Annotated in this window: 25 protein-coding genes, 1 pseudogene and 1 other annotated feature (1 of these 27 only partly in view); of the genes and pseudogenes, 9 read left to right on the top strand and 17 right to left on the bottom strand. The window is 32.3% G+C overall.

The genetic code is table 11. The annotated features are described in order from the left end of the window. Nucleotides 1-123, bottom strand: a binding site (T-box leader); it reaches 118 nt to the left of the window's first position. A 258-nt stretch (nt 124-381) separates the two neighbouring features. Both MHB55_RS09955 and MHB55_RS09950 read right to left on the bottom strand, forming a co-directional pair. Continuing rightward, nucleotides 382-504 (bottom strand): hypothetical protein, encoded by a 123-nt coding sequence (locus MHB55_RS09955; protein WP_260866579.1) that lies wholly within the window; start codon nt 502-504, stop codon nt 382-384. A 1-nt stretch (nt 505) separates the two neighbouring features. Next, nucleotides 506-1,813 (bottom strand): tetratricopeptide repeat protein, encoded by a 1,308-nt coding sequence (locus tag MHB55_RS09950; protein WP_144536534.1) that lies wholly within the window; start codon nt 1,811-1,813, stop codon nt 506-508. Between the two features lie 421 nt (nt 1,814-2,234). Here MHB55_RS09950 and MHB55_RS09945 point away from each other — a divergent pair, with 421 nt between their 5' ends. Genes MHB55_RS09945 through MHB55_RS09935 form a run of 3 tightly spaced genes read left to right on the top strand, consistent with a single transcriptional unit; the run spans nt 2,235 to nt 3,103 of the window. After that, nucleotides 2,235-2,750 (top strand): sigma factor-like helix-turn-helix DNA-binding protein, encoded by a 516-nt coding sequence (locus MHB55_RS09945; protein ID WP_191697080.1) that lies wholly within the window; start codon nt 2,235-2,237, stop codon nt 2,748-2,750. Further along, nucleotides 2,743-2,931: a YvrJ family protein gene (locus MHB55_RS09940; protein ID WP_340863136.1), complete on the top strand. Its 189-nt coding sequence runs from the start codon at nt 2,743-2,745 to the stop codon at nt 2,929-2,931. Before MHB55_RS09945 ends, MHB55_RS09940 begins: the two co-directional genes overlap by 8 nt. Then, on the top strand, nt 2,918-3,103 hold the full coding sequence (locus MHB55_RS09935) for a hypothetical protein (RefSeq protein ID WP_144536540.1): 186 nt from the start codon (nt 2,918-2,920) through the stop codon (nt 3,101-3,103). Before MHB55_RS09940 ends, MHB55_RS09935 begins: the two co-directional genes overlap by 14 nt. Nucleotides 3,104-3,201: 98 nt before the next feature. Here the strand turns inward: MHB55_RS09935 and fosB are convergent, their stop codons facing one another. Genes fosB through MHB55_RS09920 form a run of 3 tightly spaced genes read right to left on the bottom strand, consistent with a single transcriptional unit; the run spans nt 3,202 to nt 4,754 of the window. After that, a complete protein-coding gene (fosB, locus tag MHB55_RS09930) occupies nt 3,202-3,624 on the bottom strand; it encodes a metallothiol transferase FosB (protein ID WP_191697079.1) in 423 nt (140 codons plus the stop codon). Between the two features lie 28 nt (nt 3,625-3,652). Beyond that, complete coding sequence (locus tag MHB55_RS09925) at nt 3,653-4,222, bottom strand: histidine phosphatase family protein (RefSeq protein ID WP_191697078.1); 570 nt, start codon at nt 4,220-4,222, stop codon at nt 3,653-3,655. After that, entirely contained in the window at nt 4,212-4,754 is a 543-nt protein-coding gene (locus tag MHB55_RS09920; protein ID WP_191697077.1) for a GrpB family protein, read from the bottom strand. Before MHB55_RS09920 ends, MHB55_RS09925 begins: the two co-directional genes overlap by 11 nt. A 352-nt stretch (nt 4,755-5,106) precedes the next feature. Between MHB55_RS09920 and MHB55_RS09915 the strand changes: the two genes are divergently transcribed. Next, nucleotides 5,107-6,039 (top strand): aldo/keto reductase, encoded by a 933-nt coding sequence (locus MHB55_RS09915; protein WP_340863135.1) that lies wholly within the window; start codon nt 5,107-5,109, stop codon nt 6,037-6,039. An 18-nt stretch (nt 6,040-6,057) separates the two neighbouring features. Beyond that, the gene (locus tag MHB55_RS09910; protein WP_340863134.1) at nt 6,058-7,209 is read left to right on the top strand and encodes an acyl-CoA dehydrogenase family protein; all 1,152 of its coding nucleotides are present in this window, start codon (nt 6,058-6,060) and stop codon (nt 7,207-7,209) included. A 262-nt stretch (nt 7,210-7,471) separates the two neighbouring features. Here MHB55_RS09910 and MHB55_RS09905 read toward each other — a convergent pair whose 3' ends face one another. The 9 genes and pseudogenes from MHB55_RS09905 to MHB55_RS09865 form a co-directional block, all read right to left on the bottom strand. After that, nucleotides 7,472-7,939 (bottom strand): hypothetical protein, encoded by a 468-nt coding sequence (locus MHB55_RS09905; RefSeq protein ID WP_340863133.1) that lies wholly within the window; start codon nt 7,937-7,939, stop codon nt 7,472-7,474. A 127-nt stretch (nt 7,940-8,066) separates the two neighbouring features. Next, nucleotides 8,067-9,068, bottom strand: coding sequence for a phosphotransferase (locus MHB55_RS09900; RefSeq protein WP_340863132.1), 1,002 nt, complete (start codon nt 9,066-9,068; stop codon nt 8,067-8,069). Nucleotides 9,069-9,195: 127 nt separating this feature from the next. Further along, a complete protein-coding gene (locus MHB55_RS09895; RefSeq protein ID WP_151109941.1) occupies nt 9,196-9,777 on the bottom strand; it encodes a GNAT family N-acetyltransferase in 582 nt (193 codons plus the stop codon). Between the two features lie 219 nt (nt 9,778-9,996). Continuing rightward, the gene (locus MHB55_RS09890; protein ID WP_340863131.1) at nt 9,997-10,476 is read right to left on the bottom strand and encodes a hypothetical protein; all 480 of its coding nucleotides are present in this window, start codon (nt 10,474-10,476) and stop codon (nt 9,997-9,999) included. A gap of 152 nt (nt 10,477-10,628) precedes the next feature. Beyond that, nucleotides 10,629-10,964: a hypothetical protein gene (locus tag MHB55_RS09885; RefSeq protein WP_340863130.1), complete on the bottom strand. Its 336-nt coding sequence runs from the start codon at nt 10,962-10,964 to the stop codon at nt 10,629-10,631. Nucleotides 10,965-11,182: 218 nt separating this feature from the next. After that, nucleotides 11,183-11,797 carry an FMN-binding negative transcriptional regulator gene (locus tag MHB55_RS09880; RefSeq protein ID WP_340863129.1) on the bottom strand — a complete coding sequence of 205 codons (615 nt, stop codon included), beginning with the start codon at nt 11,795-11,797 and terminating at the stop codon, nt 11,183-11,185. Between the two features lie 300 nt (nt 11,798-12,097). Next, a pseudogene (locus MHB55_RS09875) lies at nt 12,098-12,562 on the bottom strand (alpha/beta hydrolase family protein); the annotation flags it as partial. Nucleotides 12,563-12,735: 173 nt separating this feature from the next. Further along, entirely contained in the window at nt 12,736-13,224 is a 489-nt protein-coding gene (locus MHB55_RS09870) for a hypothetical protein (RefSeq protein WP_340863128.1), read from the bottom strand. 80 nt (nt 13,225-13,304) lie between these two features. Then, nucleotides 13,305-13,529, bottom strand: coding sequence for a hypothetical protein (locus MHB55_RS09865; RefSeq protein ID WP_340863127.1), 225 nt, complete (start codon nt 13,527-13,529; stop codon nt 13,305-13,307). 465 nt (nt 13,530-13,994) lie between these two features. Here MHB55_RS09865 and secDF point away from each other — a divergent pair, with 465 nt between their 5' ends. After that, nucleotides 13,995-16,265 carry a protein translocase subunit SecDF gene (gene secDF, locus MHB55_RS09860; RefSeq protein ID WP_340863126.1) on the top strand — a complete coding sequence of 757 codons (2,271 nt, stop codon included), beginning with the start codon at nt 13,995-13,997 and terminating at the stop codon, nt 16,263-16,265. Between the two features lie 91 nt (nt 16,266-16,356). Continuing rightward, entirely contained in the window at nt 16,357-16,785 is a 429-nt protein-coding gene (locus MHB55_RS09855; RefSeq protein WP_340863125.1) for a hypothetical protein, read from the top strand. Nucleotides 16,786-16,856: 71 nt separating this feature from the next. On the opposite strand, the gene MHB55_RS09850 is transcribed toward MHB55_RS09855, so the two are convergent. The 3 genes from MHB55_RS09850 to MHB55_RS09840 all read right to left on the bottom strand — a co-directional run bounded on the left by MHB55_RS09850 (nt 16,857) and on the right by MHB55_RS09840 (nt 18,902). Then, nucleotides 16,857-17,273 carry a hypothetical protein gene (locus MHB55_RS09850; RefSeq protein WP_340863124.1) on the bottom strand — a complete coding sequence of 139 codons (417 nt, stop codon included), beginning with the start codon at nt 17,271-17,273 and terminating at the stop codon, nt 16,857-16,859. A gap of 259 nt (nt 17,274-17,532) precedes the next feature. Continuing rightward, nucleotides 17,533-17,928: a hypothetical protein gene (locus tag MHB55_RS09845; RefSeq protein ID WP_340863123.1), complete on the bottom strand. Its 396-nt coding sequence runs from the start codon at nt 17,926-17,928 to the stop codon at nt 17,533-17,535. 374 nt (nt 17,929-18,302) lie between these two features. Further along, nucleotides 18,303-18,902 (bottom strand): dienelactone hydrolase family protein, encoded by a 600-nt coding sequence (locus MHB55_RS09840; RefSeq protein ID WP_340863122.1) that lies wholly within the window; start codon nt 18,900-18,902, stop codon nt 18,303-18,305. Between the two features lie 635 nt (nt 18,903-19,537). Between MHB55_RS09840 and MHB55_RS09835 the strand changes: the two genes are divergently transcribed. Both MHB55_RS09835 and MHB55_RS09830 read left to right on the top strand, forming a co-directional pair. Continuing rightward, nucleotides 19,538-20,338 (top strand): nucleotidyltransferase domain-containing protein, encoded by an 801-nt coding sequence (locus tag MHB55_RS09835; protein ID WP_340863121.1) that lies wholly within the window; start codon nt 19,538-19,540, stop codon nt 20,336-20,338. 306 nt (nt 20,339-20,644) lie between these two features. Further along, a complete protein-coding gene (locus tag MHB55_RS09830; RefSeq protein WP_340863120.1) occupies nt 20,645-21,451 on the top strand; it encodes an AAA family ATPase in 807 nt (268 codons plus the stop codon). The last annotated feature ends 626 nt before the right edge of the window (nt 21,452-22,077 follow it).

The following is a 22,077-nucleotide window of genomic DNA, read 5'->3' as shown; positions in this document are numbered from 1 at the left end:
ACTATGTTCAGCACGACTTCTCAGAGAGGATTTTCAAAAATGACCTGAACACCGACTTTCAGCAAAGCATCGGCTCTCTTTGGAGCAGGTTCATATTCTACTTTTTCTCATCAACGAATTTGTATGGTTTTATTGTGGATAAATTTAACATGTAAATAAAACTAATGTCAATAGGAAGTATAGAAAAATTTAAAAATCATATGGAGGATAACAATTCACTTTTCAACACGAGTATACATGATATGCTCTATTAAACGCGTAATTATCAGTCTTTAAAGACCGTACTTAGAACTAAACCTGCAAAAATAATAGACACTCACCTGGATTAAAAGTGAGTGTCTATAGTTAAATATTTATCAAAAGCCCATGACAAGACTTTTTTTAGATGTTCGAATTGCCTGTTGAAGTTGGTCTTGGTGCCTCTTCCTCTGCAGCAAATGTAGAAGTCCCAAAGCTAAACAATACTGTTAATGTTATCAAGCTAAGAATAAATATTTTTTTCATATTATAAATCCTCCCATTTTGAAATAGATTTTTGTCTGAATAATATCTCATTTGCCTTTTGATAAAAAATATTGGCTGCTTTAAAACGACTGTTCCTATAATAATAATCTGCTAATAATATAGAGTACTTTTGAACGTGTCGATCGTCATGGACCTTCTCAAAATAATTAATCCCTTTTTTAATGATAGCTTCGAAATCTTCAGAGCAACTATGAAACGCTTTATATATGTGAAAATGGTGTATGTAAGATAGAGTGGCCATTGTTTGATTGTCCTTTATTTCATCCAATTTACTTAACCCAGCTTCACACCAGCTTAGCACACGCAAATGATCCTTTTGCTTGGAATACTCCTTAATAATTGAAAGAGTAGTTATCATATACCCCTCCACTTGGTGTGGGCCCTCTTTATTTTCCAAGCTATGTTTATAATACTCGATTGCCTTTTCATGGTTTTCTTGAATGGCCTGAAGTGAACCAAGGTTTTGATAAAGCATACCTTTATACTGTGTCAGCCTATAATCCTTAGCCAGCTTTTTCGCAAGATTGTAGTTCTTTTCGGCCTCTACATAATTTTTCATGTTTTTGTAGGCCATTCCTGTAACTATGTAACTGTCAATTGCTCTTTCAAAGAGTAAATTATCCTTATAATACTTCAGTGATTTACTAGAATGATTGATAGCATTGAAATATTCGTTGCATTTAAAGTAGGTCAAGCTTATAGCATTGTGAAAGTCTGCTAGCTCCCACTCCTCAAAAGAATTATTATTCAATAGCTTGAGAGCTTGCTCAAGCCTTTCTAAAGCCGCATAATATTCACCAATTAGATAGTTGTACAACCCGAGGTTCAAGTTTAAAAGGAATTTTTGTTTTTCATCAAAATCATCTTCCATTTTAATCAAAACTTGATAATATGGATAAACCTGAAGGACCTCCTCATCTACAACTAACATTAATCTAAACATATACAAATTGTAGCTATAAAAGTTTTTCAACATAGAGAAATTAACTTTACGGGCAGTATATTGTTGTATGCAAACTTTAAGTCTCTCTTTATCTCTTGTTAATATGGAGCTTTTATACAATTCATACAAGTTATTAATAATATTATTTTCTTCTTCTTGTGATATTTCTTCCAGCATCAAATTTAATCGATCTAACAAAGGCTCCATTACCTCTTTACTAGGCATGGTGGAATTATTTTCAATCTTGCTCAAGTAAGAAGTGGAACAAATACCTTTCGCTAATACTGTTTGTTTAATATTTCGATTTAATCTTTCCTGCTTAATAATGAGACCAATACTACTCATCGGAAGTCACCTCCTTACATGTAGTATAGTTTATAATTCTGCTTAAAACGCTGAATTCCTTTTTTATATTTTCGACTATTTTCAGCAAATTTCTCAATAAAAAGTAAAATTCTTTATAAAATCAATATATTATAATAAAAATGAATGAAAAGAAGAAATATTTATCAAACAATATTAAATAACAGTACTTTTTACTTTTAATTTCCCATTAATATTTTGTTTATTTTTCAACTAAAATTTAGTAATATTTAGGATATGGAAATACATTTTTTACTTTTTTTTCTAACCGAAGAATGGAGTTGTAAATTTTATAAAAAAAATACCTTTATAGTACAACACTATTTCACTCGCCTCGGTAAAATCCTTTTTCCATACCGCTAGCCTAGCAATACATTCTAAGATTTAGGGGGGAATGTTCAAGATGGGGACTGGTAATAAAAAGATAATAGAAGAGTTTCTAAGTTACCCTGACAACAAAAAACTATTTGAGGATTATCAGTACACCAAGAGCCAAGAGATCAAAAATCAATTAGATAATGAATTCAAAAAGTTTTATCAGAATATCCGAATTTTGTCTTATGTTATAAAGGTTTTACATTATGAAAGCAAACGGTTCGATCAGAAGGAGCGATTGCACAGATCAAAGAATATATTATCGCTAGACAGCGATGATAAAATTACAGTCATTTATCATGAAAGGTTTTTTACGGATTTCATTGGTTTTTCTGATGACATAGCCGATCATATATCATCTGAAAAATTATTTTTTAGTATTAGGAAACTTTCTGAACGTCAAAAGAAAATACTATCCCTAGTCTTTGTGAAGCAAATGACAGACCGAGAAATCGCATCGTATTTCGGCATCTCCCAGCAAGCTGTTTCAAAATCTCGACGCAATATAATCGATAACATTCGAAAGGAGCTTACTTATGATTGAAGCGGGTAATATTGTCCAAATGATTGGCAACTTCGGCTTTCCAATTGTAGTCTCCATCTATTTACTTCATCGATTTGAAAACAAGCTAGAAGCTCTAGAAAATTCCATGCATGACTTGTCTCATGCTGTTGTCCAAGGTACCGATAAAAAGAAAGGAGGGAAATTGAGTGGACGAAGCTGAGATATTAGCCTTAATAACGCAGCTAAAGCCAAAGATGCAAAGGGTTCTTCATCAAACTAGCTTTGAATATCGAGAGGATTTGGAGCAGGAGTTAAAGGAAAAAATTATAAAGATTATACAAAGTAAAATCTCATATAATACACCTAGCTTCTTTGATTTAAGTAATGAATAGGAGATGAAGATTTATTATTAACCATATTATCATTCTATTTAATAGCATTTGACACCCTCTTTAATAGCTGGGTGTCAAGTGTTTTTATATGACTAATTCTATTCATAGAACTTCATATGTAGTTTTTCTTGTTTATAATATTCTAATCTGTCCATTAAGCTTCCAGTATGAAATTCAAATTTATGTCCATCAGGGTCCGTAAAATATATAGATTTTTTATCCTTTTCTACCCTATCACGCCCCTTAAGAATAGTAACATTCAATCTTTTAAACTTCGAATAAATATGTTCCAAATCATTTTCGTCAATGGTAAAAGCGATATGTGTATATGATTCTTTTATCTCTTCTCGAGGTATACAAGGTTCCTCATTTAATGCAATCCAAATACCATTTAAGTCGAAATAGGCTGTGCTTCTTCCTACGACTAATAACTTTGCGTCAAACACATCCGCATAAAATTTAATAGATTTCTCCAAATTAGATACCGAAAATAAGAAATGATTTACCCCTCTAATGTTCATAAACTACGCTCCTCAATCTTCTTCCTCTTTAGCAAATGATTTTTTGATTACTGATTCTCTCTACATCTATCAAATCCTTACCTTTAAAGGATAGTTTGTAAATATCAGGCATTCCTAACTCTCTCCAAAAGTTATAATCATATTTCGCGTCAAAGTAATTCATTATTAGAACCATGATGTTTCCGTGTGTACCAATAGCTACGTTCTTTCCCTCGAAACGTTCTAAAGTATGGTAAACCACTTCGACCCCTCTTTTTTGTGCAAGATAATTAGATTCTCCACCTTCAAAAGCATAGGAGTAATTATCCCATACCATTTCTATAGCTTCACTAAAATTCTCAACCGGTTGTTCGCTTAATACTCGTTCTTTATAGTCTTCCATCAATTCAATGGGTAAGCCCAAAAATCGTGCAATTCCTTCTACAGTTTGAATAGCTCGTTTATAAGGACTAGAGATAACGTGATCAATTCCTTCCTCTTTCAGCAATTCAGTTATCCATCTTGCATCTTCTTTCCCTCTTTCTGATAAAGGGCGTTCGAGCTCGTTAGGTGTATAAGTGGAATGAGCATGTCTTACAAAGTATAAATTAGTTATCATTACTAGACCTCCTTTTGGCAATCAGTGATTTTACAAAGCTTTCTTTTAAATTCGTATAATTATTAATATTGATATTTCCTCTCTTAGAAAGTTCCTCTTTTAACACCATGTACTCTTTTTTCTCATGTTCATGAATATTTAAATAATCCCGAAAGAATATTAAATTTCTCCAATGCTCCCCTTTATATTTCACCAAATGAACAAAGTGAGTTTTAATCTCATATAATTCATCTTTAAATCGAGCCAGTACAATTTCCTTTGGTCTCTCTACTCGGAGTCGCAAAAAACCTACAGAATGCATAGCTTTAAAGAAATCCTTATCTAACGCATTTATATCTTCCACTCCTACTACAATATCAATGATTGGCTTGGAAGGCATATCAACAATAGCTGTGCTACCGATATGCTCTACACGACCTGTTTCTAAACCGGTTGAAAATAATATTTGTTTCTTTACCCTTTGGAATTCTTCGCTCCACTCTGCTGTGTATGGAACTAACTTAACCTCATCCTTATACATACCTAAATTCATTATATCCCTCCGTTTTCGTCGACAAATCGATACATGCATAAATGTGTTCATTTTTAGAGTTAGCTACAGTGCCAAAATCTCATACCTCTAGAAAACAAGACAGATTTTTCTCTATTTAAATTTTTTTCATGACCATCTCTTGTGCTCTTTAACTTCTGGTTATCTGAAATGTAATTTTTCCTCTTGTCCTCTAATATCCTTTTATTTTTATTTCGACAAGAAAGTTTAAATATCCTCTTAAACGGCAATTTAACTAGCAGTACACTAGCAAGTAAAAGCTCTTTATTAGTACGTTGTGTAATTTATTGTTAAGATTAAATAGTCAAACATCTTGGAAAAGGAGAGGGTTTACTTGATTAAAAAAGTAGAAATCGGTAAAACTGGCTTACACGTCTATCCAGTAGGACTAGGAACAAATGCAGTTGGAGGCCATAATATATTCCCTAATTTAAATGATGAGGTTGGCAAAGAAATTGTGAGAACTGCTATACAAAATAATATTAACTTTATCGATACTGCATATATGTATGGTCCCGAACACTCCGAAAGGCTTATCGGAGAAGTGATAAAAGAAGGCGGTAAAAGAAGCGAACTAGTTTTAGCTACAAAGGGCGCACAGAAATATGTTGAAGGAAAGATGATTGTAGATAATTCACCTGCTTTTCTTAGAGAAAGCGTTGAAAATAGTTTAAAACGGTTACAAACTGACTATATCGATTTGTTTTATATTCATTTTCCAGATGAAGCTACACCTAAATATGAGGCAGTTGGAGAACTTCATAGAATGAAAGAAGAAGGTAAAATTCGTTCCATCGGTGTTTCTAATTTTTCATTAGAGCAGTTGAAAGAAGGAAATAAAGATGGCTATATTGATGTTCTTCAATCTGGCTACAACCTGCTTCAAAGAGATGCAGAACAAAATCTGCTCCCTTATTCAATCGACAATAATATTTCTTTTATACCCTATTTCCCTTTAGCATCTGGCTTACTCACTGGAAAATTTAATGTAAATAGTACCTTTGAGGATGGACGCTCAAAAAATCCTTTATTCCAAGGGGAAGCTTTTAAACAAAACTTAAGAAAGGTAGATGAATTGAAGACAATTGCTAATTCTAAAGACGTTGCTGTTTCTCATTTAGTATTAGCATGGTATTTAGCAAACGATGCAATCGATGTCGTAATACCAGGTGCTAAGAAAGCCGAACAGGTTTTGGAAAATTTAAAAACACAGGAAGTAAACCTCTCAAAAGAAGAGATAGAGAAAATAGATACCATATTTAAGTAAGAGAGGATGCAATAGTCAATGGATCAGTTTATAAAAACAGAGCAACAGTATGAATTATTATCTATAATTAATGATTTAAAACCAGTTTTCAGGCATCGAGAGCCTGACCTAGATAATTTAGGCTCTTTTCCCTTTGCCGACTTTCAAGACTTAAAGAATATAAATTATCATACGTTAACACTACCAGAGAAATATGGTGGTCAAGGGTTCGGTTTATATGAGTATATTCTTGCTCAGGAGGCAATTTCTGAAGGCAGTGGCTCCACAGGATTATCTATCGGCTGGCATAACGGAATTATTTTGGAGTATGCAGAAAATAACCATTGGAACAGAGAAACAGCAGAATGGCTGCTCGGGGAGATTGGTAAAGGAGCAATTATCAATAGTGCCGCAACTGAAAAGAATGCTGGCAGCCCTACACGTGGAGCACTTCCACGAACAACCGTAGTTCGTGATAAAAAGGAACTAATTATTAATGGAGAAAAGACCTTTACGTCCGCTTCACCTGTTTTGAATTATATTTTAGTAACATGTACGAATGAAGTTGGAATTATTGAAATGATTGTTATTCCCAAAGATAGTCCAGGAGTAACAATAGAAGAAACCTGGGATATGCTTGCTATGAGAGGAACTGCTAGTCACACTCTTATTCTAGAAAATGTAAGGGTTCCTGAAAGGAATATACTAAAAACCTTACCAGCTACAAGACCAGAGGCTAAAGGATGGATGCTTCATATTCCTGCCTGCTACATAGGAATTGCTGCAGCTGCGAGGAACTATGCAGTTGAATTTGCAGCTACATATACCCCTTCCTCCTTAGGAAAACCAATTGCAGAGACACCAAATATAAAACAAATTATAGGAGAAATGGAACTAGAGTTATCCATCGCAAGACATATGCTCTATGGAACGGCGGAAAGATATGAGCAGGCGGAAGATAAAACAACTCTCCAAGAATCACTAGATATTACTAAAATAGCTGTAACGAATGGCGCCATAAAAATAGTCGACTTAGCCATGAAAATTGTAGGCTCAAGAGCACTATCACAGTCTAATCCAATGCATCGCTATTACATGAATGTGAGAGCAGGTTTGTACAATCCACCTATGGAGGACATGATAAAGGCTAAACTAGCGAGTGCGTCGATTAACGCCATTCAAATAGATTAAATAGTATAAAACGAATGGATTTCAGATTGCAATTCATTCGTTTTTACTATTCACTCACAACCCAACTTTTTTACGAAACATCCGATAGCTCAATAAGGGATTTATTACTCATAAACTTTTACATAAACACTTCCAGATAGTCTATCTACAATATAAGCATCTTCCAAATTCTATTTTTAGGAAGCATCGTTTTTATTGGACAGTGCAGATCAGCACCATTTCAACGATCTCTCACTCATGTACATCGGTAGCTGAAGAATAACTAGTTTCTCAAAAATACGATACTATCGCTTCTTTCTATTTTAAAATCTACATGATCATTCTTTTGTAGCATAAAAACAGAATCACTATAATTACTAGATTTAAAAGATATACCATAACCGTTATTCTCAGGATACCCATATAAATAGCAAACCACTTTTCCATCATGTAAAAAAACAATTTGATTCATTCCCTCACTTACTGTTTCGCTGATAGTATCCCATTTATATCCTACTGTTTTATATATTTCATCTTTTGGGGTATATGGCTGAAAGGAATATACCACTTCCCACTCAAACGGTGTTATATCTAATAAATTTACTGTTTTATCAGAATGTTCAATTGATAACACTTTTTCTCTTAATAAAGCTTCGTTTACATCCCATAAATCCTTCTTTAATAAATTAATTATGATTACAAGACATATTATACCTATAGCAATAAATACTAATTTTTTTCTATATTTCATATCTCTAGTCCCCCTCGAACAGAAAATTTTGGAACCGTAATTTACCTATTCTTTATAACTAGATATCCTAGAAAATTGTGCATCATTATTAAACTAAAATAAAACGTTGGTGGAAAAAAGTAATTTACTACTCTATTTCAAACAGAAAAGATTTTTTCTCGAGAAAAGCACTACAATAATTTTGTGTAACATAGGGCATTCTCCGCTGTATCCATTCGTGAGATTCTTGGTTATTGACTACAAATCCAAAACCCCCAAAAATAGCTAAAAGAAAACCCGCACTTATTAGAATTTCGTCTTCTTTATTAAGATTTCTTAATGTTTTATATCCTTCTAACACTTTTTTTCTGTGATTAATTTTAAAGGTTGTCAGCGTAATGCCAATATCGAATAGATAATAACCATAACCTGAGAAACCAAAGTCAATAGGGATAACAATATCATTATTCACAATTATGTTTCCACCTTGTAGGTCAGCATGAATAATTCCCCAATTATTATTCGTTTTTGGTATTCTATCAAAAATAACTTTTATATATTTCATTGTATCCAATATCACATCATATTGTTCAGGTGTAAATAAGTTAATTTCAACACCATACTGTAATCGATCAGTTAAATTCCTATACTTTTCAATATCATAAATTGGGCGGATAAATGGTTGTGGAATAATCCAGTTATTTGAGAAATTATGTATTTTAGCTAATACAACTCCTACTTCATAAGAAATATTTTTTGAATTTATTTCCACCCCAGTATATACATCACCATCTTTCCAAGTGAGGAGTGTTGCCAATTGAATTAAATTATTATCAGTATCAACAATTGTAGTAACCAAGTTTCCTTTTTTGTTTTTAATTGGTTGTTGTAAAGTTAAAGAGGTTTGTTCGTTTAAACTATTTAGCAATTCCACTTCCGAGTTTAGTCCTTCAAAGGTATGCTGTACACCATATAGCCCAGGAGTAATAGGAGAATGAATCCGCAAAACATAACAATTGTTTTTTCCATTATTTTCTATTTTTAATGTGATATTGTCGTTTTGTCTTATAAATATTGATGAAAAATCAGTAATCCCATAATGTCCTAAAGCAACTTCAATGAGTTTGTCGTAATCAATTGTATTTTTCATATAGGTGTTCTCCTTATTCTCTAAAATAAGAGATTACTTCTTCAGCGAACCTGATACGTAGTTCAAAAAAATAGCTTTACTTCTTCTTGAAGTAAAGCACCTGTAAGTTGAAAAAGAAATTTTATCTTCAAGTTCGAGTTTCATTGGAATAATTAAACTCTTCCTTTAAGATAGAGTACATTTTTAAATCTCGATGCATTCCTTTCACAAATATACCTTTTCTAATGATCCCTTCAAAAGACATTCCTGCTTTTTCCATTACTCGTGCTGATCCGATATTTTCTACATCACACCTTGCTTGTATACGAACTAAATCCATTTTTTCAAAACCAAATTTTATTATTTCTTTCGCTACTTCACTAGTTAAACCTTTTCTCCAATAATCTTTTGAAATAACGTATCCGATTTCAGCAGTTTTATTATTTGGTTGCCACCAAACAAAATCGATAGTCCCGATAAATTTTCCATTTTCCTTGCATTCAATTCCCCACGGTGAAACCTGCTTGTTTTCATATTTGTTCAATACAAATTCAACAAAGCCTTTTGTATCAGATATCGTTTCATGGGTATTCCAAGTTACATACTTAGATACTTCTTCATCTGAACCATATAGATACATATCTTGAATATCTTCTAAAGTGACTTTTCTAAGAATAAGACGTTCTGTTTCTAAGATAGGTAAATCACCATATATTTTCTCAACATTCATTTAATCCCCTCCACTATTTTCTTGCTGAGAATACAACTTCTATAAAGAAGTTGTCTATCCCTCCTTCAACTACACTGCTGCTTTAGTTGAATAAGAAAATAGAGTTCCCAGTTATAAGGTCGGTTTAAAGACAAAATCTTTCTTTTTTTATAACATTTTCTGGGGTTGCAAAATAGTATGGGGCGGGCGGAAAGGTAACTAATGGAGAGCAACAGAGTTTCATGCCTCAGTCTCACTAATTAAATCATAAATATAGTTATAGTCAAAAGTAGAATCCACAATTTTATAATATCCACTCTTGAAACCATCTATAGTAGAACTGATATGAAGGATATTAGGTGAGTCTATAGATATATCCGAGATTAATATCTTATCTGATTCATTAAACGTCAACATTCCTGTATAAAAAGTGCTATTTTCATATTTAAACATCTCATATGCTGCCTTATCCTTTATAGGTACTAATTTTAGATCGCCAAAATATTCCAAAACTAAGTCACAAGTATTTGTATCCTGGCATTTTGCATTGATTCCTTCACCATCAGGGATATTTTTTGTCATAAAAAAATCAATCTTGGATTCAGATGCGTACTCTTTAATAGGGTTGAAAGGAATACTATAATATATGAAACTCTTATAAAGATAGAATGATAATAAAACTATACTAATCCCAAAGGCTAAATACTTAATTTTTTTCATCTTAATTACCAGTACCTTTCATTTATTAAAGCCCTCTCTCCTCATTTTCATTACGATTAAGCAGAGCTCTTTTTAAGCCCGGTCATTGAAGAAATTACTTTTCATGGTAGTTCAATAAGGAATTTCATCTAACTCCGAAACTTTTCCTAAGTTCATTCCATATATGCTTTATATAACTTGTCACTAACTTTAATAGCTATTGCCTCTTCGATATCAGTATTAATTATTTTAAAAATTTTACTGGGGCTTTTATATGGGTTTTCGTCTTCAGAGTACGACACAATTTCTTGTATTCGAGTGATCTTGCCTATTTGTTCTTCAACCTCGTTAGTAGCTAAAACTTCATCGGTCATTAAATAGGTTAAATTTTCTATTTTAATTTTGGCGGGTGTAGTGTTAGTAAATTCAGCATTGCTTATTTTGTTCGTATTACATCCTGAAAGCAAAATAGAAACAAAAATAATACCTATTTTTATTGCTTTCCTCAATGTAACCGCCCCTTTCTACACAATTTACATTCAATGAATCCCCAAATGATATGACTTTAACGTACATTTTAAATACCTTCTTATTGAACTAACCCTGCACGATTTGTAAAACACCCTATGTCTATAATTCTATTAAATTGGGAATAATCCTTCGCTCACTTGACTAAACCATCCATTAGTATAAGAGAAATCTACACAAACCATCTTCTTAATTCCTCTTATTTTTTATTATATTTCATCGCTTTCGCCAATTGATGAGAATTCAAATCTTCTTCCTTCTGTAGTTGTTCAATGATGTTGCGGTAATCCTCTTCATTTCGATTCTGGCTTAATTTATAAGCAGCTTGAACTTCTTGTACTTTAATCTTAAATCCCACAATACCTTTAAGTTCCCTTTCCAATAGCCCCGGTGAAAGTTTGTCCCATAAAATTGGATTTTTCCGATGTTTTTCATATTTTTCTAGTAACATAACCAGGTCATGTTCTAACTCGTCTTGCTCTAAAACAACCGGTTTTCCATATACATGTACGGCTTGGTAATTCCATGTTGGAACATTTTCATGACCATACCATGAAGAAGTAATATACGCATCCGGCCCCTGGTAAATAACAAGTGCGGTCTCACATGCTTCGAATGTTCTCCACTGAGGATTCCCGTATGCCATATGTCCGGTAATATAATATTCATCGCCTTTTTTTCTATACTCCAAAGGTATATGTGTGGCAATAGGTTTCCCTTGTTTTGTTGTAACGAGTGTTCCAAAAGAGTTCGTTTGAATAAACTCTTTGACTTCATCCATGTCTGTGACTTTAAAATATTTAGGAATAAACATATTTAAACTACTCCTTTATTGTTTTTATAAGTAACCTACTACACAATTTGACATCCCAAAATACTATTTTTGAAACTATTTCAAACCAGATCCAACTGTTACTAGATCAATTTCATAGTATTAAAAATGGTAAATTGGGCTTTTTCATAAGTCCATAATAGCGCTCTTTGACTAGAAGACTTTATAAATAATGGCCTTTCCACTACTCTCCCATTGAACAAGGAAAACTGCCACAAAATGAAAGAGAGCTGTAATCACAGGTTAAATAAGAAAAAACAATTCTCTATGAAGATTGTTTTATCATTTTACATCCTCTGATAATATCTTTTTTTCTCCAAGAATATAGTGTGAAAACCACATCAAATTCTGCTTCATAATAGCCACATTAATTCCTGGTTGGTCTGAACTATATGCCATTCCTTTAAATATAATTAATTCTGTATCAACTTCCATATCCCTTAATCCTTGATATAGCTCATATGCATTAGGAATTGGAACTCTTGCATCCTTTTCTCCATGTTGGATTAAAGTGGGGGTACGGGCTGATTTAATATATGTCATTGGTGACGTTTTAGTATATATCTCAGGATCATTCCATGGATTATTTCCTAAATACATCCTAATAAAATAAGGGATATCGGTATTTACATAATGTGTACTCCAATTAATAATTCCGCCTCCAACCGAAACAGCTTTATACCTACGACTAAATGTAGAACAGAAAGCTGTTATATATCCCCCATTGCTCCATCCCATAACTCCTACTGGATGAAACAAATTTGATGGATTTAACTATTTTAATTGTAATGGAACTTGTTTATAATTTGATGTTCATATATTACTTTAAGAAGGTTTTTAACTAATGTAACCTTTAAGGTGCTTTTTATTGCATGAATTATTCTGATAGCTTAATGATTAATTATTGAATAATTCATTATTCAATAGTTAATTTCATCTGGACCATATTGAGTCCAACCATTATAACCTCTATATTCAAACTTTAAAAATCCATGAGGTTTTACTTCATGGATATCTAAAACAATGACAGCTTTTTTAGGTTCTACAGTATAAAAATAAGCTAAACTATTCACTGCTTTTCCACCATTATCAATGTAATAATGTAAATACAAGCTTGTATCACTTGATTTTATCTCTTTGCTGCTCCCAGTTATTTGGGTTGATTCTCCAGCTTTTAGACTTTTTATCATTCCTACTTCTTTAAAATCCAACTGATTGACGCTATATGAAAATATAAGATCAGATAGATTTTGATCACTAAAATTATTTACCTCAATAGTAACACCATTATCATATTTCCTATACTCCCCTTGATCAATCATCTCCCAAATGTAAAAAAATAAATATACACATATTACATTCATAACAACCGCCAACGCTATAAGGAGAGCTTTATTTCTTTCCTTCAAAATAACACCACTTCCTAGGAAAGATTACAACCAAAAAACATCGTAATTATCACTTAACCTCCTAAAACAAACTGCCTCAGTTAGTTTAAGAAGAATTTCTCACTGTTCTTTCTTTTCTTACGGTAAAAGAAACGCCATAAATAAAAGATAGACCATGCTATTACTAACAATAAAAAAGGAATATACTGATATTTTTGTTGGCCATAAAATATAAAGATACTTCCTATTATAAACGTCGGTAACATCACATAAAACCATATTCTTACTTCCTTATTTTTAAAACTTAATTCAAATCGTTCACTCATATACTCCCTCCACTTAAAACTGTGTACTAACCTTCCTTTAATACGTTTAAAATAAATTTAGGTTGCAATTTTACTCATTTTTCCCATTTTTATTTAAAAAATCCAGTTTGTTTTTAAGCTTAGCTTCTGCTTAGGTCAATAAATAATGCTTTACTCCCTCTCGAAGTAAAGTACTCGGTAAACAACAAAAAGAGTTTATTTTCTTGGAATAACTCACTTTCTAGTTTATTTATTCTGTAAAGTAAAATTGACTCTTTTTTCAATGTGTTTCATAATGAAATTGTTGTATCTTTACTTTAAATCCATAAGTTGGACATCATTTATGCATATCAGGCGCAAACATTAAAAGGTTATCTTTAAAAGTTGTTGTATGTAACTCGGTTATCAAATAAATGTGACGGTCTTAAGCTGCGCTCGTTTGTTATAGATTTGTGCGTTACTTAAAGCGAGGAGGAAGAATTACATATGAAGACAAGATGGCGTATTGTCGCATTTTTCCTTGTTATCGTAGTCTTAGGTGCTTCTATGAGCACGACGACAAAGGGAATCTTAAACGATATTAAATTAGGTTTAGACTTACAAGGTGGATTTGAAGTTTTATATCAAGTTGAGCCACTGAAAGATGGTCCCAAAATAACCGAAAAGGATGTAGCGGCTACTGCAAATGCGCTTTTAAATCGTATTGACGTATTAGGTGTTAATGAGCCGGTTATTGAAGTAGAAGAAGGAAATCGAATTCGAGTTCAATTAGCCGGCGTTGATGATGAAGCCTCTGCACGTAAATTATTATCAACAGAAGCAAATTTAACATTCCGTGACGCTGATGATAACTTAATGCTTGATGGGAATGACTTGAAAGAGGGCGGTGCAAATGATTCTTTCGATCAAAATGGAGCACCTATCGTGTCATTACAATTAAAGGACGCAAATAAATTTGCTCAAGTAACACAAGATATTCTTGCTAAAGCTCCAAACAACGTCCTTGTAATTTGGTTGGACTTTGAAGAGGGTGTTGATTCTTTCAAAGAAGAAGTATCAAAAGAAAAACCTAAATTTATATCTGCACCTCAAGTAAGTAAAGTTTTGAATACTTCAGAGGTTCAAATTTCAGGATCCTTCACAGTTGAAGAAACAAAGAATTTAGCAGGTGTTTTAAACGCTGGTGCTTTACCTGTTAAACTAACTGAAGTTTATTCGACATCCGTAGGGGCACAATTCGGTGAACATGCATTATCATCGACGGTCAATGCAGGAATTATTGGAGCATTACTTATTTTACTATTCTTGATGTTCTACTATCGTCTACCAGGAATTGTAGCAAATCTTACGTTAGTTGTTTATGTGTATTTAAATTTATTAGTATTTGATTGGATTAACGGAGTTCTTACGTTACCTGGAATTGCTGGGCTAGTCTTAGGGATTGCAATGGCAGTTGATGCGAATATCTTAACTGCTGAAAGAATTCGAGAAGAAATTCGAATTGGTAAAACTGTTAAACAAGCTTTCGAAGAAGGAACAAAATCGTCATGGTCTGCCATTCTTGATGCGAATGTAACTTCACTAATTGCAGCAGTCGTATTATTCTACTTCGGGACAAGTTCTGTAAAAGGATTTGCAACGATTTTAATTATCAGTATTTTAGTCAGCTTCATTACTGCTGTTTGGGGGTCTCGAGTTTTACTTGGATTACTTATTCGAAGTGGATATTTCGATAATAAAATTGGTTGGTTCGGTGTTAGGAGTTCAAAAGTTCATTCGATCGAAGAAAATATCGGCTCACTTGATCTTTCAACAAATTTTGATAGATTTGACTTCGTGCACTCACGTAAACGATATTTCACCTTCTCGATTATTTTTATTTTAATTGGAGTAATTATATTAAGTATATTTAAATTAAACTTAGGTATTGATTTTGCCAGTGGAACACGAGTTGAAGTATTAACAAACGAGCCACTAACTGAAGAACGAGTCTTAACTTATATGGAAGACTTAGGTTATCCATCTGACGATATTGTTATTTCTGGTGATACGAAAAATATCGCCGCAGTTCGTTATGTAGATGAGTTTTCTCAAGATGAAATTTTGAAATTGAAAAAAGAAATGAAGGTTGAGTTTGGAACTGAGCCAAATATAAGTGCAGTTTCTAATACAGTTGGTAAAGAACTTATAAGAAACGCGATTTATGCATTAATCTATGCAGCAATTGGAATTATTATCTATGTAGCAATTCGTTTTGAATGGAGAATGGGGATTGCTTCAATACTTGGTGTTTTACACGATATCATTCTCATGGTAGCAATTTTCAGTTTTACTCGTTTTGAAGTTGACTTAACCTTTATTGCTGCTGTTCTAACAATTGTCGGGTACTCGATAAACGACAAAATCGTAACGTTCGACCGCATACGTGAGAACTTAAATCGAGTGAAGAAAATTAATAATGAAAATGAGTTAGCGGAAATTGTAAATAAATCACTTCGTCAAACGCTTGCTCGTTCAGTAAACATTGTGTTGAATATTGCATTTGTTGTTGTTTCCCTACTTCTATTTGGTGCAGAGGCAATTCGAAACTTCTCATTTGCACTGTTCTTAGGTTTATTGGCAGGAACATATTCATCCATTTATATCTCTGCACAGCTTTGGTTTGTCATTATGAAACGAAGCATGAAGAAAAAAGGTGGAGAAATAGACGTCGAGCAAAAGAAAAAACAATGGGGAACAGACGAACCGGTTGTATAACAGTTTGAACACGAAAAGAACGGGTATTATGCCTGTTCTTTCTTTGCTCATTTTTTTCATATCACGATATTAAGTCAAGGGGGGTAATCTCATGAAAAAGGTAATTGGATTAAGTTTTATTCTTTCTGCTGGTATCACATTACCTGGATGTTCAGGTGTAATAGAAAATTCTATAGATTCAAGTGAAAGAGCTAATTATGAAATTGCTATTAAACAAGAAACTGGAAACGGAAGTATTGAATTATTAACACCAACTATTACAACAAAAGATAGTCAATTAGAATTTATGACGGAGGGTATTGATGAAAATAAAGTGACTTTTATTTTTGTTGCCAATAAAAAAGTATTTGAACAAAAAATTAAAAATGATGAACCCTATGAACTTGACATTCAGGGTATCAAAGATGCTCATAGGACGGACTACAGGCCAAAAGTTCAACTTTGGCAAACTACCGATGATACTGAAAACGGAGATATCTTAGTCTTTAAACAAGTTAGATATACAGTTAAAAAAGATTAGTTTTATTGTATAAAAAAAGAATAAAACAGATTAATTTTCGTATAAATTATGTTATTACAGTTTGGAAATGCTCAAATAAGGTTGCTCAGCATCGAATTTTGATGCTCTTTTTTGACGCTTTTTGTGTCAAATGCAACATAAAAGTATTGATCCTGTTTACCTGAAGCGCCACGATAGTTGAATATATAATCGTGAATAAGATTTTTCAGACTAAATTTCTTTATTAAAGTTACTAAAATTGCAATAAAAAAAACGATGACACTATTTACTATTAGATATTGTCCTAGTTGCAAACCATAAAATATTGCAAAAGCATCACGAATCATAAATACTGCTATTGCACCACCGATTGCCCCAAATAAAACTGCTAATAACAAAATTATAAAAGCGGCAAAATATAAATTTTTCTTTTTTTTATATGATAGAAATCCGATAATATTTGCACTTACCATAAAAAAGCCCATAAGTATTAAGAAAAAATTAGTCATTTAACTCCCTCTTTTCTCTAATATGATAAAAATGTCTAATCTCTAATAAAGTGCTGTGTTATTTTAAGTGTAACATTTCACATTGTATTAGTGAGGTCACTTCTAATGTTTGATCATAAAAATAGACCATCGAAATGAACTGCCCCGTAAATGTTAGACACCAACTAACATTTACGGGGCAGTTCAAATTGAGGGACTTGTTGATAGTTAGTAAATACATCCTGCTTGCGTTAGTTCAATAAAAAGTATTTTTAATCTTTTACTCCTCTGAAAGAGTAATTCCCATTATTTGATCGGTAAAGAGTATAAAACTCTCTTTTTTCATTACCTTGTCGGGATGTGTAAAAGGAATTATTTCAACATTATTTAGTAAAATCATACCTGTCATATTTATAAACTTTTGATTATCCATTCTAAATATTATTTCCTCTGATTCAAGTACCGCACGATCTAATAAAGGTAATTTCCCTTTATCAGGTTCTTCTGTATTGATTTTGTCAGTAACTATATAACAATTTGAAGTTAAGATGATTACTTTTCTTTTATTTACTTTTTCCTTTTGTAGTTCATTTAACATAGCTTGTATAACTACAATGTCTAACTTCTTCATATCTTGATATTGATTCAATTCATGCCCAGTTATCGTAAAATTCATATTTAATCCTCCTATTGTTATCAATTCTTACTTTACCTTATTTATCCAATTATATCAATTAGTTTTCTAAATTTTCGTTCAACTAAACTGCCTATGTAGGTTAATAAAAACTAGACAGAAGGTATTAATGTTCTACCTTTTTTCTTTGATAACTTGCAATGAATTAGCCATCCAAAAAAGAATTGTAATGATTGCAATAATATATATGTTTGGTTCTATATCTGAAATAATAGTATATAAAGTTAAAAACCCAAGAAACATAGCCATACTACTAATATTTGTGCTTGTAAAAAGTTTAGAAAAAAATTTCAATACAACACTCCTAGTGATTTACTTGTTGTTGTCTTTATCTTACCTTTGACAATTAATTGGAATTAAAGTAAATTTTGAAAGAAAAGCACCATTTGGATAGATGCTTTTTGTGCTGACTCCTTGTTATAATTAGAAGAATAAGGGTCACCAAATCCATGTTGACCTCTAAATTTAAATATCTTAATTTTTCTTTTATCTAAAACTGAAATTAACTCATCGACATTAAATGATTTTTCTTCTATTGGAAAGAATAGCATTGTTGGTGATTTCGGTGTAATGCTTACAAAGTTTCTAATACGTGAACCGTAGTACCCAACTATTGCATCAACAGATTCTTCCTCACTACATAACCAAGCTAAAGTGGCACCAACACTAAACCCAACAACATATATTCTTTTGTATTTATTTTTAATATCCAATAATACAGCTTTTATTTTACGTAATGCATTTTCAAAACCTACGTTCTCCATAAAAAGATGATAAGCTAATTCTTCTTGAGAATAATCAAAAGGTACATCACTTCCTAATAAATTTGGACAAATAACATCAAAATTCTGTTCTGATAAAAATTCACAAAAACTTTTCATATGTTGGTTAATACCATATATTTCGTGTATTAAAATAATTGCAGTATCAGACTTTGTATGCTTTAATTCAATCATTTGTTCCTCCTGAAAAGCTATTCTTATTAGAGAATTTAATAAGATATTATATCATTGCTTCTTCAACTAAACTGCACCGTTTGTTCAATAAAAAAGGCTTTACTCCTTCTTTAAGTAAAGCACACTTTAGTTCAACAAGATATTATTCAAATGTAATCAATTGAAATAACTCCATCTCTAATTGTTATAAAATTCTTATTATACTTGGATGTTAGCTAAAGGATTATTTTAGTTGAATAAGAAGGCATATAGAAATGATAAAACTATCTGATTGTAATTTTATTAGACGAATTAGAAAAGTTTCATTATGCAATATTAGCAATTAATGATGAACAAAAAGTGTGGAAAAGATTGTTTGGTTGCTAAAAACTAAAAGATTTGTATTCGGAGTCACAGTAACCTTCTATACCGATTATCTGTGCCAAAATTTTATTTGAGCTGTTTTTTACCAAAACAGAATGGAACAACGTTTAAATGGGATTATTTTTTTTATTTTACAATCTTATATATAGTAGTTAGAAATATGAGGTGCTTTAATGTTAGCAATCTACTAATATAAAAATGGTTTACATCCTATAAATACCCTATAATTGGGACAATACAAAAAAATAAAAAGAGATGGGAAGAAATCCAAAATGAATACTATTAATGACATGATTATGAAGATTTCATCTGTATTTTCTCAGTTAGAAGAAGTGGAAGGTGTTGTGCTCTCTGGCTCTCTTTCAACAAATAGCCAAGATGAACATTCTGATATAGATTTGTATATATATAGTGATCAAGAAATCCCTACCAGCACTCGCAAAAAATTGTTAGAACCGTTTTCTGATTATATGGAGATTAATAACCAGTATTGGGAAACAGAAGATGATGGAACGCTAAATGAACCCAATATTGGTATAGAAATTATATATAGAAATTATGCTGGCATTGAGAATGAACTTATGAAAACGGTAGTGAATTTCCAGGCTCAAGTCGGTTACTCCACTTGCTTATGGAGTAATTATTTAAATTCCAAAATACTATATGACCAAAATGGTAAATTAAAGAAACTACAGGATAAAATTAACGTAACCTTTCCAGAAGAATTAAAAGAAAATATCCTTAACAAAAATTACCCTTTATTGCGAGACAGTGTTACATCCTACTATTGTCAAATCGAGAAAGCTCTAAAAAGAAAAGACTATATAAGTATAAATCATAGGGTTGCTGCATTACTTGCAAGTTACTTTGATATCTTATTTGCGATTAACGAGTTGCCACACCCTGGAGAAAAGAAGTTAATTAAGATAGCACAAAAAACATGCAAATATCTACCAGACAAGATGGAAGAAAACATAATCATGATTCTTAGCTACAATACCATAACACTATTAAATGACATAAATGAACTGGTTGACAATTTAGACAAAATGTTAAAAAGTAATAACTTATAACCTTATCGAGTTGAGGTCCAGTTGATCAATAATTAATACAAAGTAAAAAAACTGGCTGTTAGAATTGAGAATCGATTGTGTTTAAAAGCAGCTAATAGAAATTTAATAGGTATCCATCATCGTGCGCTTTAGTTAGTCTAATACAACCCTGTAATACCTCAAAGACTTAGGTTTTCCTATACTTTAGGAGAATAAGCATTTATGAAAAACATAATTCAACCCTCACACTAAATTTCTGGAACCGTGGTAAAAAGATGATATTATTGATGATAGCTATTCATTTTTCCAAAAGGAAGGTTTACCCGTATGATATATCTGAAAAGCTTCAAACTTCCTCCTCATACAGTCGAGAATCCAAATGCCTATCCATATAATGTGTTTAGAAAACTAACTGGAGAAGTGTTAATCTTCAATAACATTACAGTATTGTATGGTAACAATGGTTCTGGTAAGTCCACTCTGTTAAATTTAATGGCAAACAAGCTGAAAATTACAGGGGCTGAGGAAATCACAAATAATATCTATAACAAATACCCGTTAGATTACATTTCGGATTGTTCTTACGGCCTAGGTGAAAATAAGAGTGACGGAGAGTCAGATCGAATACCGCATAGTTTGTACATCAAAAGCGAAGATATTTTATATGAGATCAAGAAGATTCAGCAGGAGGCAGTTCTTAAGGAAGGTTACCTGTACCACCACTCTCGATTGGGATATACTAAGGAGCATTTGGAAAAGTTGAAACATTCTTCAGAGATGTACAAACAAATCGAGATTATGAAGTTTTCTAATGAAAAGTATTCTAACGGTGAGACATCCATCCAGATATTTGATGAGTATCTAGTCCCAAATGGATTATACTTGCTCGATGAACCTGAAACATCTCTTTCACCTACAAACCAAATTCAGCTGGCAGAAGAAATCAATAAACTGGCAAGATTTTTTAACTGTCAGTTTATTATAGCGACACACTCTCCATTTATGTTGGGAACACTAGATGCTAAAATTTATAGTCTTGACGCACCCCTTTTGAGAACATATATATGGACTGAACTTGAAAACGTAAGATTTTTCTACGACTTTTTCAAAAATCGTAAGAATGAATTTGAATAATCAGCAGAAACATCTATGGACACTTCAGAACGCATATAATAGCCAACAAACAATCTTATAATCTTCTAATTCGTTTGCCAAGGTCATTATACGAATTTCCAACTGAACTGGAACTAGCGCTTAGAGGCTCATCAACGACTTTTGGTAAAAACCATTCTAACTCATATAGAATTTCTTACTGAACAGGTGCTAAATCAAGAGGTGGCTACTAGACTATCCTCCCACCAAGAAGATATCGAGAAGGTTGGACTCCATTCCCGACATCGCCACTCGAATGGCTGAGCAAACCTTAGCCAAAGTTGCTACGGATATCGTGAAACAATTCTCTATCGTCGTTCATTTGTGTTCTTGAGCTGGGTTAGTACCAGGACATAACGAGAGTGCCGTTAAGTGATAATCAACCAAAAAAAAGGTAACAAATACTTGAAATCTGCAATATGCAGTGACCTAAAGAAATAAGACAAATAAAAACACCTTTCCTTGAAAATCGGGTATAACAATACCTAACTTATCTACGTGGAGGTGTTTTTCTATGGGAAAAAGATAAGTTATCTAGCTGAACTAAAAATGAAGGCCATCTAAATGAGATTGGACGGAATGCAAGTTAAGCAAGTCGAATATGGCCT

Source organism: Psychrobacillus sp. FSL K6-1267, from assembly GCF_038003265.1.
GTDB lineage: Bacteria > Bacillota > Bacilli > Bacillales_A > Planococcaceae > Psychrobacillus > Psychrobacillus faecigallinarum.
Note: the sequence above shows the minus strand (reverse complement) of the source record. Positions and strands in the feature narration are given on the sequence as shown.

Bases quoted from the DNA above. Each gene is read 5' to 3' on its own strand.
- MHB55_RS09835 (WP_340863121.1), top strand. From the start codon at position 19,538: ATGAATACTATTAATGACATGATTATGAAGATTTCATCTGTATTTTCT.
- MHB55_RS09855 (WP_340863125.1), top strand. From the start codon at position 16,357: ATGAAAAAGGTAATTGGATTAAGTTTTATTCTTTCTGCTGGTATCACA.
- MHB55_RS09830 (WP_340863120.1), top strand. From the start codon at position 20,645: ATGATATATCTGAAAAGCTTCAAACTTCCTCCTCATACAGTCGAGAAT.
- fosB (WP_191697079.1), bottom strand. From the start codon at position 3,624: ATGAACATTAGAGGGGTAAATCATTTCTTATTTTCGGTATCTAATTTG.
- MHB55_RS09905 (WP_340863133.1), bottom strand. From the start codon at position 7,939: ATGAAATATAGAAAAAAATTAGTATTTATTGCTATAGGTATAATATGT.
- secDF (WP_340863126.1), top strand. From the start codon at position 13,995: ATGAAGACAAGATGGCGTATTGTCGCATTTTTCCTTGTTATCGTAGTC.
- MHB55_RS09840 (WP_340863122.1), bottom strand. From the start codon at position 18,902: ATGATTGAATTAAAGCATACAAAGTCTGATACTGCAATTATTTTAATA.
- MHB55_RS09845 (WP_340863123.1), bottom strand. From the start codon at position 17,928: ATGAATTTTACGATAACTGGGCATGAATTGAATCAATATCAAGATATG.
- MHB55_RS09900 (WP_340863132.1), bottom strand. From the start codon at position 9,068: ATGAAAAATACAATTGATTACGACAAACTCATTGAAGTTGCTTTAGGA.
- MHB55_RS09850 (WP_340863124.1), bottom strand. From the start codon at position 17,273: ATGACTAATTTTTTCTTAATACTTATGGGCTTTTTTATGGTAAGTGCA.
- MHB55_RS09880 (WP_340863129.1), bottom strand. From the start codon at position 11,797: ATGTTTATTCCTAAATATTTTAAAGTCACAGACATGGATGAAGTCAAA.
- MHB55_RS09950 (WP_144536534.1), bottom strand. From the start codon at position 1,813: ATGAGTAGTATTGGTCTCATTATTAAGCAGGAAAGATTAAATCGAAAT.
- MHB55_RS09895 (WP_151109941.1), bottom strand. From the start codon at position 9,777: ATGAATGTTGAGAAAATATATGGTGATTTACCTATCTTAGAAACAGAA.
- MHB55_RS09955 (WP_260866579.1), bottom strand. From the start codon at position 504: ATGAAAAAAATATTTATTCTTAGCTTGATAACATTAACAGTATTGTTT.
- MHB55_RS09920 (WP_191697077.1), bottom strand. From the start codon at position 4,754: ATGAATTTAGGTATGTATAAGGATGAGGTTAAGTTAGTTCCATACACA.
- MHB55_RS09945 (WP_191697080.1), top strand. From the start codon at position 2,235: ATGGGGACTGGTAATAAAAAGATAATAGAAGAGTTTCTAAGTTACCCT.
- MHB55_RS09890 (WP_340863131.1), bottom strand. From the start codon at position 10,476: ATGAAAAAAATTAAGTATTTAGCCTTTGGGATTAGTATAGTTTTATTA.
- MHB55_RS09910 (WP_340863134.1), top strand. From the start codon at position 6,058: ATGGATCAGTTTATAAAAACAGAGCAACAGTATGAATTATTATCTATA.
- MHB55_RS09865 (WP_340863127.1), bottom strand. From the start codon at position 13,529: ATGAGTGAACGATTTGAATTAAGTTTTAAAAATAAGGAAGTAAGAATA.
- MHB55_RS09925 (WP_191697078.1), bottom strand. From the start codon at position 4,222: ATGATAACTAATTTATACTTTGTAAGACATGCTCATTCCACTTATACA.
- MHB55_RS09940 (WP_340863136.1), top strand. From the start codon at position 2,743: ATGATTGAAGCGGGTAATATTGTCCAAATGATTGGCAACTTCGGCTTT.